13 protein-coding genes are annotated in these 13,480 nt (G+C 71.3%); 8 read left to right on the top strand and 5 right to left on the bottom strand.

Annotated features, from left to right (window positions below):
* The first annotated feature begins 144 nt into the window (after window positions 1-144).
* Window positions 145-735, top strand: a complete 591-nt coding sequence (locus AQI88_RS23795) for a TetR/AcrR family transcriptional regulator (RefSeq protein ID WP_067002828.1) — start codon at window positions 145-147, stop codon at window positions 733-735.
* Window positions 736-1,196: 461 nt separating this feature from the next.
* On the opposite strand, the gene AQI88_RS23790 is transcribed toward AQI88_RS23795, so the two are convergent.
* Both AQI88_RS23790 and AQI88_RS23785 read right to left on the bottom strand, forming a co-directional pair.
* Window positions 1,197-2,327, bottom strand: a complete 1,131-nt coding sequence (locus AQI88_RS23790; protein ID WP_067002824.1) for a family 2 encapsulin nanocompartment cargo protein polyprenyl transferase — start codon at window positions 2,325-2,327, stop codon at window positions 1,197-1,199.
* A 112-nt stretch (window positions 2,328-2,439) separates the two neighbouring features.
* Window positions 2,440-3,846: a family 2B encapsulin nanocompartment shell protein gene (locus AQI88_RS23785; RefSeq protein ID WP_067002822.1), complete on the bottom strand. Its 1,407-nt coding sequence runs from the start codon at window positions 3,844-3,846 to the stop codon at window positions 2,440-2,442.
* A 285-nt stretch (window positions 3,847-4,131) separates the two neighbouring features.
* Here AQI88_RS23785 and AQI88_RS23780 point away from each other — a divergent pair, with 285 nt between their 5' ends.
* Together AQI88_RS23780 and AQI88_RS23775 are read left to right on the top strand one after the other, a co-directional pair.
* The gene (locus AQI88_RS23780) at window positions 4,132-4,728 is read left to right on the top strand and encodes an N-acetylmuramoyl-L-alanine amidase (protein WP_079057758.1); all 597 of its coding nucleotides are present in this window, start codon (window positions 4,132-4,134) and stop codon (window positions 4,726-4,728) included.
* A 105-nt stretch (window positions 4,729-4,833) separates the two neighbouring features.
* Window positions 4,834-5,733 carry a 1-aminocyclopropane-1-carboxylate deaminase/D-cysteine desulfhydrase gene (locus tag AQI88_RS23775; protein WP_067002817.1) on the top strand — a complete coding sequence of 300 codons (900 nt, stop codon included), beginning with the start codon at window positions 4,834-4,836 and terminating at the stop codon, window positions 5,731-5,733.
* Here AQI88_RS23775 and AQI88_RS23770 read toward each other — a convergent pair.
* Window positions 5,730-7,325 carry a Na+/H+ antiporter gene (locus AQI88_RS23770; RefSeq protein ID WP_067002815.1) on the bottom strand — a complete coding sequence of 532 codons (1,596 nt, stop codon included), beginning with the start codon at window positions 7,323-7,325 and terminating at the stop codon, window positions 5,730-5,732. The two genes, AQI88_RS23775 and AQI88_RS23770, sit on opposite strands and share 4 nt — an antisense overlap.
* A 61-nt stretch (window positions 7,326-7,386) precedes the next feature.
* Here AQI88_RS23770 and AQI88_RS23765 point away from each other — a divergent pair, with 61 nt between their 5' ends.
* From AQI88_RS23765 to AQI88_RS23755, 3 genes are all read left to right on the top strand, one after another.
* Window positions 7,387-7,647 (top strand): UBP-type zinc finger domain-containing protein, encoded by a 261-nt coding sequence (locus tag AQI88_RS23765; protein WP_067002813.1) that lies wholly within the window; start codon window positions 7,387-7,389, stop codon window positions 7,645-7,647.
* A 274-nt stretch (window positions 7,648-7,921) separates the two neighbouring features.
* The gene (locus AQI88_RS23760) at window positions 7,922-8,335 is read left to right on the top strand and encodes an ATP-binding protein (RefSeq protein WP_004925829.1); all 414 of its coding nucleotides are present in this window, start codon (window positions 7,922-7,924) and stop codon (window positions 8,333-8,335) included.
* A gap of 17 nt (window positions 8,336-8,352) precedes the next feature.
* Window positions 8,353-9,426 carry an RNA polymerase sigma factor SigF gene (locus tag AQI88_RS23755; RefSeq protein WP_208615881.1) on the top strand — a complete coding sequence of 358 codons (1,074 nt, stop codon included), beginning with the start codon at window positions 8,353-8,355 and terminating at the stop codon, window positions 9,424-9,426.
* Between the two features lie 7 nt (window positions 9,427-9,433).
* Here the strand turns inward: AQI88_RS23755 and AQI88_RS23750 are convergent, their stop codons facing one another.
* Window positions 9,434-9,895 carry a hypothetical protein gene (locus tag AQI88_RS23750; RefSeq protein WP_067002811.1) on the bottom strand — a complete coding sequence of 154 codons (462 nt, stop codon included), beginning with the start codon at window positions 9,893-9,895 and terminating at the stop codon, window positions 9,434-9,436.
* A gap of 177 nt (window positions 9,896-10,072) precedes the next feature.
* On the opposite strand from AQI88_RS23750, the gene AQI88_RS23745 reads away from it, so the two are divergent.
* Both AQI88_RS23745 and AQI88_RS23740 read left to right on the top strand, forming a co-directional pair.
* Window positions 10,073-11,041 (top strand): diacylglycerol/lipid kinase family protein, encoded by a 969-nt coding sequence (locus tag AQI88_RS23745; protein ID WP_067002810.1) that lies wholly within the window; start codon window positions 10,073-10,075, stop codon window positions 11,039-11,041.
* A gap of 320 nt (window positions 11,042-11,361) precedes the next feature.
* Window positions 11,362-11,619: a WhiB family transcriptional regulator gene (locus AQI88_RS23740; RefSeq protein ID WP_016639615.1), complete on the top strand. Its 258-nt coding sequence runs from the start codon at window positions 11,362-11,364 to the stop codon at window positions 11,617-11,619.
* A gap of 189 nt (window positions 11,620-11,808) precedes the next feature.
* Here AQI88_RS23740 and AQI88_RS23735 read toward each other — a convergent pair whose 3' ends face one another.
* The gene (locus AQI88_RS23735; protein WP_067002808.1) at window positions 11,809-13,284 is read right to left on the bottom strand and encodes a sensor histidine kinase; all 1,476 of its coding nucleotides are present in this window, start codon (window positions 13,282-13,284) and stop codon (window positions 11,809-11,811) included.
* Window positions 13,285-13,480: the final 196 nt, after the last annotated feature.

The following is a 13,480-nucleotide window of genomic DNA, read 5'->3' as shown; positions in this document are numbered from 1 at the left end:
GCTTGGTCTCTTTTCGTAGGCTGCGGAGCGGCGAGATAACCACTCCGGTTGAAGTGCTTCATTTGTAGTACTCCACCTGTAGTGGTGGCAAGGCATTTACGGGATGCAATCGGCACCGAGGAAAAGTGAGGGAAGGGATTCCGTATGGCGGGCAATCCGGAACGGCGGGCGGCGCTGGTGGACGCCGGGATCACGGTGCTGGCGCGGGAGGGTGCGCGCGGGCTCACCTTCCGCGCGGTGGACAACGAGGCAGGCGTGCCCACCGGTACCGCCTCCAACTACTTCACCAGCCGCGACGATCTGCTCCGCCAGATCGACGCCCGGCTGCACCTGCGGCTCGCGCCGGACCCCGAGGTGATGGAGGCGCTGCTGCGCGGACGGCGCGACCGCTCCCTGGTCGCGGCCTTCATGCGGGACCTCATGGACCGCGCGACCCGCGACCGGACGGGCTACCTGGCCCTGCTGGAGATGCGTCTGGAGGCCACCCGGCGCCCCGAACTGCGCGCCTCCTACACCGAGTCGGTGCGCGGAGACCTGGAGCAGGGCATGGAGTTCCACCGGCAGGCGGGCCTGCCCGGCGGCGACGAGACCGTCACCGTGCTCTATCTCGCGATGCTCGGCCTCATCCTGGAACACCTGACCCTGCCCGGCGTCCTGGACGGCATCCTGAACGGGGTGAGCGTGCCGGACGGCCTGGTCGAGAGAATCGTGACGACGATCGTCCCTGAGGCGTAGGGAAGCAGCCGTAACGCGGTGGACCACGGCCCGCAGGCTGGTCGGGCGAGAGCCTCAGGGTGGGGCCATGAAGTGCGCCGGGCCCCGCGCGCCGTGGGGATGCGCGGGACCCGCCGGGCCGGAGCCCCCGGCAGCCGTGCGGGGTCAGGAACCGCACGGCCCCGGTGGCTCCGGGGTCTTTCCTCGGCCGCCGGTCACGGCAGCCTCGGATGTTCGTGGAGGCCGCCCTCCCCGAGGGCCGGCGGACCCGCAACGCCTCCACGGAGACCGACCACACAGCGTGGATCCGCCCCGGGGAGACCACCTCCCGGCACGACCAGGGCGTGTCGGCCGTCGGCCGTCGGCACGGCAGCCGCAGCCGCAGCCGCTGTCGACCGCCCGGACCGGCAGCCTCGGATGTTCGTCGTGGCGGGTACGGCCAGGGCGAGCCCGCTGTCAGTCGCCTGCCCTGACCGGCAGTCTCAGACGGTGCGTCGGGTCACGAACTCGGCCAGGGCCAGCAGGCCGCCCGCATCCTCCGGTGCGGGCACGGCGCGGGCCAGCTCCTGCATCGCCAGGCTCATCCGGTCGGCCGCCTCGGCCTGCGCCCAGTCCCGGCCGCCGGCCCGCTCGACGGCCAGTGCCGTCCGGGCGATCTCACCGCCGTCCCCGGCCTCCCCCTTGACGTACGGCTTCCCGTACAGCGCGGCCAGTTCGGCCGCTGCCGGGGTGCCGGAGGCGAGGGCCGCCACCACCGGCAGGGACTTCTTGCGGACCGCGAGATCCGCACCGGCCGGCTTGCCGGTGCGCTGTGGGTCACCCCATATGCCGATCACGTCGTCGATCAGCTGGAAGGCGAGCCCGGCCTGGCGGCCGAAGCCGTCCAGCGCCACCACGTCCTCGTCACAGGCGCCCGCGTACAGCGCGCCGAGGGCGCAGGCACAGCCGAGCAGCGCGCCGGTCTTCGCCTCGGACATGGCAAGCACCTCGTCCAGGGTGACCTCGTCGGGAGCGCGCAGCTCCATGGCCGTGTCGGTGTGCTGCCCGGCACACAGCTCCACGACACAGTCGGCGAGCCGGGCCGCCGCCGCACCGGAGGCCGGGTGCGGATCCTCGGCGAGCAGCCGCAGGGCCAGTGCCTGCAGGGCGTCCCCGGCGAGGATCGCGTCGGCGTCGCCGAACACGGTCCATGCGGTGGGCCGGTGCCGGCGGGAGGTGTCCCGGTCCATCACGTCGTCGTGCAACAACGTGAAGTTGTGGACCAGTTCGACCGCGGCGGCCGCCCGGACGGCCGCCACCCTCGCCCCCGGCCCGCCCAGCGCGGCGGCCGCGGCGAGGACCAGGGCGGGCCTTATCGCCTTGCCCGCGTTGCCCGCCGCCGGGCTGCCGTCCACGTGCTCCCAGCCGAAGTGGTAGAGCGCGACCCGGCGCATCGAGCCGGGCAGCGACTCGACGGCCGCCCGCAGCTCCGGGTCGACGAGGGCCCGGGTCCGCTCCAGCAGTGCCGCCGCCTCCTGCCCGTCGAGCGGACCGGCCCCGGCGTCACCCCCCGCCCCACCGGACCGCGTCGCCCCGGGCGAACGCTGTTTGGTCCCCGTCATGAACTCGGCCATGAGCCCCCCTCGCACAGTCCGCGGACCGTGGCGCTTCCGCTCCGGCTGGACGCATACCCCGAGGATGTACCCGCCCCGAAGGGCGGGAACACGGCCGCGAAGTGCGGAAACGTCACCTCCACCGGCCGATCTCGACGTTTTCCAGCACCCCGAGCGCGTCGGGCACCAGGACCGCGGCCGAGTAGTACGCCGTCACCAGGTACTTGATGATGGCCTGTTCGTTGATGCCCATGAACCGCACGGACAGGCTCGGCTCGATCTCGTCCGGGAGGCCGGACTGCCTGAGCCCGACGACGCCCTGGTCGGCCTCGCCGGTACGCATGGCGATGATCGAGGTCGTACGGGCCTCGCTGACCGGGATCTTGTTGCACGGGTAGATCGGCACACCGCGCCAGGTGGGGATGCGGTTGCCGCCGATCTCGACGCTCTCCGGGACCAGCCCTCGCTTGTTCAGCTCGCGCCCGAACGCGGAGATGGCGCGCGGGTGGGCCAGGAACAGCTTGGTGCTGCGCCGACGGCTGAGCAGCTCGTCCATGTCGTCCGGGCTGGGCACGCCGTCGTGCGGCTGGAGCCGCTGGTCGTACTCGCAGTTGTGCAGCAGCCCGAACTCCCGGTTGTTCACCAGCTCGTGCTCCTGGCGCTCCTTCAGCGCCTCGACCGTGAGCCGCAGCTGCTGCTCGGTCTGGTTCATCGGCTGGTTGTACAGGTCGGCCACGCGCGAGTGGATGCGCAGCACGGTCTGGGCGATGCTCAGTTCGTACTCGCGCGGCCGGGCCTCGTAGTCCACGAAGGTGTGCGGGATGTCCGGCTCACCGCTGTGGCCGGCCGCCAGCGCGACCTCTTTCTCGCCGTACTTGTTGGTCTGCTGAGCGGGAATCGAGCGCAGCCGCTGGAGGTGTTCGCGCAGCGAGTCGGCGCGCTCGGCGACCTGCCCGAAGTCCTGGCGGCTGAGGATCAGCACTGTGCACGCGGTGTCCGCGCGGGCGGTGTACTCCCAGATGGCGTCCGGGTCCAGCAGCGCCTGCTCACCGAAGTAGGAGCCGTCGGCGAGGACCCCGAGGACCGCGTCGTCGCCGTACGGACCCGTGCCGATCTTCTCGACCCTGCCGTGGGCCAGCAGGTACACCTCATTGGTCTGGTTGCCGAAGTCGGCGATCACCTCGCCCGGCGCGAAGTCGCGCTGGCGGCAGCGCCGGGCCAGCTCCGTCAGCACCTCGTCGTCCTCGTACGACCGCAGGGCCGGCAGCTCGCCGAGCTCGGCCGGGATGACCTCGACCTGGTCGCCGGTCTTCACGAAGGTGATACGGCCGTCGCCGACGGCGAACGTCAGTCGCCGGTTCACCCGGTACGTGCCGCCCTGTACGTCCACCCAGGGCAGCGTCCGCAGCAGCCAGCGGGAGCTGATCTCCTGCATCTGCGGAACGGACTTGGTCGTGGTGGCCAGGTTCCGCGCCGCCGAGGTGCCGAGAGACTGCTGCGGCTTGCCCTGTTCGGTGCGGACCTCATCGCCTACCGACATAAGAAAATGCCCTCTCCTGTATGCCCGGCGCCGCATTGCACACCGGTCTCACGAGCGAGCCTTCCATCACGGACCGCACCCGCACCATTACCCGAACGAGCGGGAATGGATCATCGCACTACTGGGCAGAAAGAGGGACCTTGTCCACCTCCCGCTCGATGCACCTTCTGTCCGGATCGGCTCGCACAGCATCCGAACGATTTAGCCAAAGACGTCCGGTTTCGGTAGAAGCAGCGGTACGAGAAGGCCGCGACCGGCGGCCACCGGGCACGAAGGAGGGCGGCCATGGCCCCACCCATGTCCGCAAGCGGGTTCCTGGACGCGCTTCGAGCGGAGGGCGTCACCGTCGTCGAGGTCGGCGACTGGCGGAACCACAACCGCAACCACAAGGGCCCCTGGGGGCCCGTCCACGGCGTGATGATCCACCACACGGTGACCCACGGCAGCGCGCAGACCGTGGAGATCTGCCGGGACGGTCACACGGAGCTGCCGGGCCCGCTGTGCCACGGCGTGATCACCAAGGACGGCACGGTCCACCTGGTCGGCTACGGCCGCGCCAACCACGCCGGCGCCGGCGACGACGACGTCCTGCGGGCGGTGATCGCCGAGCAGGCGCTGCCGCCGGACAACGAGGCGAACACCGACGGCAACCGGCACTTCTACGGCTTCGAGTGCGAGAACCTGGGCGACGGCGAGGACCCCTGGCCCGAGGCGCAGCTGGAGACGATCGTGCGGGCGGCCGCGGCCGTGTGCCGCCGCCACGCCTGGTCGGCACGCTCGGTCATCGGCCACCTGGAGTGGCAGCCGGGCAAGGTGGACCCGCGCGGGTTCACGATGCAGCGGCTGCGCGAGCGGATCGGCGAGCGGCTCCAGGAGGCCTAGGACCGGCCTAGGACCTGTCCGCCGGATCATGCCGGAATCGGCGGGGCCTGCCCGATCCGCCGGACAGGCTCTGGCCGCAAGGCGGCGCCGGGCGACAATGAGGGCGTGACCAGCACCGACTCGCTCGCCCCGCGCCTGCCGTCTCCCCTTCAGGAGCTGCGGGACGACCGTTTCTCCCGGCACGGCGTCCGGCTGCTGCTCAAGCGGGACGACCTGATCCACCCGGAGCTGATCGGCAACAAGTGGCGCAAGCTGGTGCCGAACATCGAGGCGGCCCAGGGCCGGGCGCTGGTCACCTTCGGCGGGGCCTACTCCAACCATCTGCGGGCCACGGCCGCCGCGGGCCGGCTGCTCGGGCTGGGGACCACCGGCGTGGTCCGCGGCCAGGAGCTGGCCGGCCGCCCGCTCAACCCGTCCCTGTCCCGGTGCGCGGCCGACGGCATGCGGCTGCACTTCGTCGACAGATCGACGTACCGGCACAAGAGCGAGCCGGAGACCCTGGCCGCGATCCTGCGCGCGGCCGGCGCGGAGGGCGCGTACGTCGTCCCGGAGGGCGGCAGCAACGCGCAGGCCGTGCGCGGCTGCCGGGCCCTCGGCGAGGAGCTGCGCGGCCGCGCCGACGTCGTGGCCGTCGCCTGTGGCACGGGCGGCACGCTCGCCGGACTCGCCGCCGGGCTGGCCGCCAGGCAGCGCGCCCTCGGGATACCGGTGCTCAAGGGCGGTTTCCTGGCGCACGACATAGAGGCCCTCCAGGAGCGCGCCTTCGGCGCCCGCACCGGCGCCTGGTCCCTCGACGACCGCTTCCACTTCGGCGGCTACGCCCGCACGGCCCCCGCACTCGACGCCTTCGCCGAGGACTTCGAGCAGCGGCACGCACTGCCCGTCGAGCGTCTCTATGTCGCCAAGTTGCTGTACGGACTTGTGGCCCTGGCCGAGGAGGGCGCCTTCGCGCGCGGGACGACGGTCGCGGCGGTCGTCACCGGGCGGCCGTTCCCGCAGCCCTAATCGACCTCCCTGTAGGCGGCCGCTTCCTCCAGGTCGAGCCTGCGCAGGAGCGCGCGGAGCATCTCGTCGTCGATGTAGCGGTGGTCGCGGAGCTTGACGAAGACCTCGCGCTCGGCACTGATCATCTCGCGGGACAGACGGCGGTAGGTGTCGTCCACGGACTCGCCGGTGATGACGTTGACCTGGCCGAGCCGTTCCCAGACGGCGTTGCGGCGGCGCTCCAGGACGGTGCGCAGGCGGTCGGCGAGCGGCGGGGGCAGGGCGTTGCGCTCGTCGGCGAGGAGATCGTCCAGGCGGCCCTCGGCGGCCCGGGAGGCCTGTGCCTGGGCGTTGGCCTCGGCGAGCGTCTCGGCCTGCCGGTCGCGGCCGGGGAAGCGCATCAGGCGGATCACCAGCGGGAGCGAGAGGCCCTGCACGACCAGCGTGCCGATGACGGTGGTGAAGGTCAGGAAGAGGATCAGGTTGCGCTGCGGGAAGGCGCCGCCCCCGTGCACCGTGGCCGGGATCGAGAAGGCGATGGCCAGGGAGACCACGCCCCGCATGCCGGCCCACGACGTCACGGCCGGGGCCCGCCAGGTGGGGTTGTCCTCGCGCTCCCGGATGCGTCCGAAGAGCATCCGCGGCAGGAAGGTCGCGGGGTAGACCCACACGAACCGGGCCGCGACGACCACGAGGAAGACGGCGACCGCGTACCAGGCGGCGTCGACGCCCTCGTACTCGCCGAGGCCCTTGAGCACCCGTGGCAGCTGCAGGCCGATCAGCGCGAACACCGCCGACTCCAGGAGGAAGGCGACCATGCGCCACACGGCGTCCTCCTGGAGCCGGGTGGCGAAGTCGACCTCCCATGCGCGGTGTCCGAGGTAGACCGCGACCACCACGACGGCGAGGACGCCGGAGCCGTGCAGTTGCTCGGCGACGCCGTAGGCGACGAACGGGATCAGCAGCGAGAGGGTGTTCTGGAGCAGCGCCTCCTTGAGGTGCGTGCGCAGCCAGTGGATCGGCACCATGAGCACGAGTCCGACCGCGACACCGCCGACCGCCGCCAGCAGGAACTCCTCGATCCCGCCCGCCCAGGTGGCGCCCGCGCCGACGGCGGCGCCGAGGGCCACCTTGTAGGCGGTGATCGCGGTGGCGTCGTTCAGCAGGGACTCGCCCTGGAGGATCGTGGTGATCCGCGACGGCAGCCCGACCCGGCGCGCGATGGCCGCGGCCGCGACCGCGTCCGTCGGCGCCACCACGGCGCCGAGCACCAGCGCCGCGGGCAGCGGCAGCCCCGGAACGACCAGGTAGGCGGCCCAGCCGACGACGAAGGTCGCGAAGAGCACGTACCCGACCGACAGCATTCCCACGGGCCGCATCTGGGCCCGCAGGTCGAGGTACGAGCTCTCGGTGCCCTCCTTGTACAGCAGCGGGGGCAGCACCAGGGGCAGGACGACGTCGGGGTCGAGCGTGTAGTGCGGGACACCCGGCAGGTACGAGACCGCGAGGCTGACCGCCACGAGCAGCAACGGCGCCGGCAGCGGGGTGCGCCGGGCGGCCCCCGCCACCGCGGCACTGCCGGCCACCAGCAAAAGCAGCGGCATCACGTCCATGGTCCTCGCCCGCCCTCTTTTTCCGCGCGGTCACCCGCACGCCCGTCGTAATCTGGCAATCATGAAACAGTGCACGCATGCCGACGCGCTGCCGCACCCGGACCCGGAGCCGCGCAGCGAGACCTGCCCGGAGTGTCTCGCCGACGGGACCCATCCGGTGCAGCTGCGGATCTGTCTGACCTGCGGCCACGTAGGCTGCTGCGACTCCTCGCCGGGGAGGCACGCGACGGAGCACCACGCGACGTCCGGTCACCCGGTGATGCGGACCTTCGAGCCCGGTGAGGACTGGCGGTGGTGCTTCGTCGACCACGTTCTCGTGTGACACTGCACTGACGCGGCACACACGGCCGCGACCGACGACGGTTCGGGTGTCTGACACCGGGGTACGTCAACCCGGCGCGCGCTCTTCCCATTTGGGCCCGCAAACCCTCTAGACACGGAGCGTATCCACAGCTTTACTGTGAGTGACGCCAGGGGGTTGGGGCCCCGGGGACAGGACCGTTCGGAGCGCGATAGCGTCACCGCGGAACCACGTACGCGTTACCCCGGGGGGCGACCCTCGGCCCCGTAAAGCTTGTACCACCATGGAGGTGAGGGTGTCCCAGATCGCAGGCGAGCCCGCGACCCAGGACTTCGTGGAAGTCCGGCTGCCGGCTGCGGGTGCCTACCTGTCGGTGCTGCGGACGGCCACGGCCGGTCTGGCGGCCCGTTTGGACTTCACCCTGGACGAGATCGAAGACCTGCGCATCGCCGTGGACGAGGCCTGCGCGATCCTGCTCCAGCAGGCCGTGCCGGGCTCCGTCCTCAGCTGCGTCTTCCGGCTCGTCGACGATTCGCTGGAGGTCACGGTGTCGGCGCCGACCACCGACGGCCACGCCCCCTCACGGGACACCTTCGCCTGGACGGTGCTCTCGGCCCTCGCGGGCAAGGTCTCGTCCGCCGTGGACGAGGACAAGACCGTGTCGATCAGCCTCTACAAACAGCGCGGCGCGGGCCCCGGGCCGGCGTGAGGAACGGGGACGGGCCGGTGCGGGACGAAGAGCGCGGCACACGGGAGCTGCCGACGGGGGCCACTGACCCCGCGGACGGTTCCCGACGCATGGCGGACGGCATCGACGGCATCCCCGAGCAGGCCAGACCGCATCCGGAGGACGACTCCGCGCAGGCCGGCCGGGACGGTGCCGTGCAGAGCGCGCCTTCGGAGGGACGCGGCGGGGTCGGGTCCGCCACCCCCGCGGAGGCGAGGGCTCGGGGAAGGGCTACGGGCGGGACGATGAGCGAGCACGAGCGATACGCCGAGGACGAGGCGCGGGGCGCGGAGGCCGTGCAGGCCACCCGGCACGACCCCCAGGACCGCAGCGGGGCGCGTGCGATGTTCATCGAGCTGCGCAAGCTGAACCAGGGCAGCCCCCAGTACGCGGAGCTGCGCAACCAGCTGGTCCGTATGCACCTGCCGCTCGTCGAGCACCTGGCGCGCCGCTTCCGCAACCGCGGCGAGCCGCTGGACGACCTCACCCAGGTCGCCACGATCGGCCTGATCAAGTCCGTCGACCGCTTCGACCCGGAGCGCGGCGTGGAGTTCTCCACGTACGCCACCCCGACCGTCGTCGGCGAGATCAAGCGGCACTTCCGCGACAAGGGCTGGGCGGTCCGCGTGCCGCGCCGCCTGCAGGAGCTGCGGCTCGCGCTGACCACGGCGACGGCCGAGCTGTCCCAGCTGCACGGCCGCTCCCCCACGGTGCACGAGCTGGCCGAGAAGCTCGCCATCTCCGAGGAGGAGGTCCTGGAGGGCCTGGAGTCCGCCAACGCGTACTCCACGCTGTCCCTGGACGTCCCCGACACCGACGACGAGTCCCCGGCGGTCGCCGACACCCTCGGCGCCGAGGACGAGGCGCTGGAGGGCGTGGAGTACCGCGAGTCCCTCAAGCCGCTGCTGGAGGACCTGCCGCCGCGCGAGAAGCGGATCCTGCTGCTGCGGTTCTTCGGGAACATGACGCAGTCGCAGATCGCACAGGAGGTCGGCATCTCCCAGATGCACGTCTCCCGGCTGCTCGCCCGGACCCTGGCCCAGCTGCGGGAGAAGCTCCTGGTGGAGGAGTAAGGAGTGGCTACTCGGCCCGGCCCGGTCCCTTGATCCCGAGGGCCTGGGTCGTCGCCGGGTGCACCAGCAGCACCAGCGCGGCCACGGCGACCACCGCGAGGGCGATGCCGCCCGGGATGGCCATGCTGTCGGCCTTGAGCAGGTTGTAGGCCACCGGGAGGGCCATGACCTGGGTGATCAGCGCGGGGCCGCGGCTCCAGCTACGCCGCAGCAGCAGTCCGCGCGCGGCGAGCAGCGGCAGCAGTGCGAGCGCGACCAGCGTGATGCCCAGAGTCACGGCCTGCTGCCGGCCGTCCGGGTCGCCGGTGAGCCCGAGGACGAGCACCCACAGGCCGCCGGCCACCAGCGCGACGCCCTCCAGCGCGGCCAGTACTGCGGCGTACGTCAGCCGACGCGGACGGGTTCCGGCGGCACCGGCTTCAGCGGTGACCGGGGCGGTGTCCGGGGCGGTGTTCTGCTCACTGCTCACCCCAGCAGGGTAGCCGTCGGCTCCGCCGCGTGGGCGCGGCCGGCCCTCCACGGACCCGCACCCGGCGACGTCCGCACGCCCGCGGCGCGCCGCCGTGTCCAGGCTCACGCCCCCCTCTCTTACCGGATCCCTACCTCGGGCTGGGCCGGGTACCCCCCAGTAGGTACGCTGCCATCCATGCGTGCACTTCTCGTGGTCAATCCGGCGGCAACCACCACCAGTGCACGCAGGCGTGACGTGCTCATCCACGCGCTGGCGAGCGAGATGAAGCTGGAGGCGGTCACCACCGAGTACCGCGGCCATGCGCGCGACCTGGGCCGGCAGGCGGCCGAGAGCGACGACATCGATCTGGTCGTGGCCCTCGGCGGCGACGGCACCGTCAACGAGGTCGTCAACGGCCTCCTGCACGCCGGCCCCGACCCGGACCGTCTGCCCGGCCTCGCCGTGGTCCCCGGCGGCTCCACCAACGTCTTCGCCCGCGCCCTGGGCCTGCCCAACGACCCGGTCGATGCCACCGGAGCCCTGCTGGACGCCCTGAGCGAGGGCAGCGAGCGGCTGGTCGGTCTCGGTCTGACCTCGGGCACGCCCGGCACCGAGGACGAGGCGGTCCCGGACCGCTGGTTCACCTTCAACGCCGGACTCGGTTTCGACGCGGGTGTGGTCGGCCGGGTCGAGCAGCAGCGCGAGCGCGGCAAGAAGTCGACGCACGCGTTGTACGTACGTCAGGTGGTCCGGCAGTTCCTCGGCGAGCAGCACCGCCGGCACGGCCCGATCACCCTTGAGCAGCTCGGCGCGGACCCGGTCACCGATCTTGTCGTCGCCATAATCTCGAACACGTCCCCGTGGACGTATCTCGGCAATCGCCCGATGTACACGTCACCTAAGGCGTCGTTCGATACGGGCATCGACGTACTCGGTCTCAGCCGCCTCTCGACGGCCGCGGTTGCCCGGTATGGCACGCAGTTGCTCACTTCGTCCCCCGAGCGGGGACCCCACGGCAAGCACGTCCTCTCCCTGCACGACCTGGACCAGTTCACCTTGCATTCGAAGGTCCCCCTCCCCCTTCAGATGGACGGCGACCACCTGGGACTGCGTACGAGCGTGACGTTCACAGGCGTACGCCGCGCACTGCGTGTGATTGTGTGAGCGGAACGGGCGAAAGTCCTTTCACTCGAACGTTTAGGCCAGGATCCACCCCATGGAAGTACGGCTGTGACCCAGTCGACACCGAGGAATCAAAAAAAACTTTCCGGAAGGGGTTGTATCCGTCGCTGAGGTTTGCGAGTCTCTACGTGGCGATCGGGACGGCCCGCAACACCGGCCTCCACTGATCACCGGAACCCCTCTTCAAACCACAGGACCACGCCGGGGAGACTCGGCGGTCGGCCCTTCACTTGTTGAGGGATTCGTGAAAGCGTTCACATTCACAAGCAACGTGCATGTAATACCAAGGAGAGGTAGCAGCCATGGACTGGCGTCACAACGCCGTTTGCCGCGAGGAAGACCCCGAGCTCTTCTTCCCCATCGGCAACACCGGTCCTGCGCTGCTGCAGATCGAGGAAGCCAAGGCCGTCTGCCGTCGCTGCCCCGTCATGGAGCAGTGCCTGCAGTGGGCGCTCGAGTCCGGCCAGGACTCCGGCGTCTGGGGTGGCCTCAGCGAGGACGAGCGCCGCGCCATGAAGCGCCGCGCCGCCCGCAACCGGGCCCGTCAGGCCTCCGCCTGACACTCCCACCCCTGCTGACAGCCTGAGCTTGGCGGCGCGTACAGCGAGTACGCATCTCCCGCCCCCGAGCCGCAGCGCGCAGTACCCCCGATGCGCTTAGCGACATAGCAGAGCAGCAACGAGCTTTAAGCCCCGGAGCACCAAGTGCTCCGGGGCTCAATGCTGTTCGGTGAGCTCCGGGGCTGATCCCTACTTCTGCGCCCGCACCGGAACATCCAGGATCACCCGCGTCCCCCGTCCGGGCGCCGGCACCATGTCGAAGGTGCCGCCCAACTCGCCCTCCACCAGCGTTCGTACGATCTGCAGACCGAGGTTGCCCGAGCGGTGCGGGTCGAAGTCCTCGGGCAGGCCGACTCCGTCGTCCTGGACGGTGACGAGGAGGCGGGCCTCCTTGGTGGTGCCGCCGCGGACCGCGGAGACCTCGACCGTGCCGGTGTCACCCTCGCGGAAGCCGTGCTCCAGGGCGTTCTGCAGGATCTCGGTGAGGACCATCGACAGCGGGGTGGCGACCTCGGCGTCGAGTATCCCGAACCGCCCGCTGCGCCGGCCGGTCACCTTGCCGGGCGAGATCTCGGCGACCATCGCGAGGACCCGGTCGGCGATGTCGTCGAACTCCACCCGCTCGTCCAGGTTCTGGGACAGCGTCTCATGGACGATCGCGATCGAGCCGACCCGGCGTACGGCCTCCTCCAGGGCCTCCCGGCCGCGCTCGGAGTCGATGCGCCGGGCCTGCAGGCGCAGCAGCGCCGCGACGGTCTGGAGGTTGTTCTTCACCCGGTGGTGGATCTCCCGGATGGTCGCGTCCTTGGTGATCAACTCGCGCTCGCGGCGGCGCAGTTCGGTGACGTCCCGGAGCAGCACCAGGGAACCGATGCGGGTGCCCTTGGGTTTGAGCGGGATGGCCCGGAACTGGATCACCCCGTCGTGCGCCTCGATCTCGAACTCGCGCGGCGCCCAGCCGCTCGCCACCTTGGCGAGCGCTTCGTCCACCGGGCCCCGGGTCGGGGCGAGTTCGGCCGTGGTCTGCCCCAGGTGCTGTCCGACCAGGTCGGCGGCGAGGCCCATACGGTGGAAGGCGGACAGGGCGTTCGGGGAGGCGTACTGGACGATGCCGTCCGCGTCCAGCCGGATCAAGCCGTCGCCGACCCGCGGGGAGGCGTCCATGTCGACCTGCTGGCCGGGGAAGGGGAACGATCCTGCCGCGATCATCTGCGCGAGGTCCGAGGCGCTCTGGAGGTAGGTCAGCTCGAGGCGGCTGGGGGTGCGGACGGTCAGCAGGTTGGTGTTGCGGGCGATGACACCGAGGACGCGGCCCTCACGCCGTACGGGGATGGACTCGACCCGGACGGGGACCTCTTCGCGCCACTCCGGGTCGCCCTCGCGCACGATCCGGCCCTCGTCCAGCGCCGCGTCCAGCATGGGCCGCCGGCCGCGCGGGACCAGGTGGCCGACCATGTCGTCCTGGTAGGAGGTCGGGCCGGTGTTGGGGCGCATCTGGGCGACCGAGACGTACCGGGTGCCGTCGCGGGTGGGGACCCACAGGACCAGGTCGGCGAAGGAGAGGTCGGAGAGCAGCTGCCACTCCGAGACCAGCAGGTGGAGCCACTCGAGATCGGAGTCACCGAGGGCCGTGTGCTGGCGTACGAGTTCGTTCATGGAGGGCACGTCTGCGAGCGTACCCGGGGCCTCGCACCTGGCCGAAAAACACCCGCGGGCCGCGGCGCCTGAGAGGGACCCTCAGCCCTCCCGGCACCGCAGCCCGGAGCATCATCGGCCGCGGGGTGTGCGGTCCCGGCCGGCCGAAGGCCGAGGATCCGGGGCAGTCAGGGCAGAGAGCTCCGGTTCCTCGGTCCGCCTTCCT

The organism is Streptomyces cellostaticus (genome assembly GCF_001513965.1).
Classification (GTDB): Bacteria; Actinomycetota; Actinomycetes; order Streptomycetales; family Streptomycetaceae; genus Streptomyces; species Streptomyces cellostaticus.
This window is presented reverse-complemented; position numbering and strand designations above follow the sequence as displayed.